Annotated in this window: 1 pseudogene; it reads right to left on the reverse strand. The window is 31.0% G+C overall.

The features are described from left to right. A pseudogene (locus tag FUA24_RS23235) lies at window positions 1–261 on the reverse strand (hypothetical protein); the annotation flags it as partial.

Genomic DNA, 261 nt, shown 5'->3' on the forward strand with positions numbered 1-261 from the left:
TTAGAGTTGTCTTGCGGCAGGTTAATGCTAATAGCAGACAAGCCGCTTTGTACGGCTAAAAATGTTTCATTGTTAAGATTGGTTTCAACAAAATCTTTTAAACTACTTGAAATTATAATGTTGCTTTCATGAATACCTCTTGTAAACGTATAAAAAAGCTTGTTTTCTTCGTTTATACGTTCTAAAATTTTTGAGTGATTATCAATTAGAGTATCAGAGTTTTTTACTGTAAAATCTGTTAAGTTTGAGCGCACCGTTATA

The organism is Seonamhaeicola marinus, assembly GCF_008085455.1.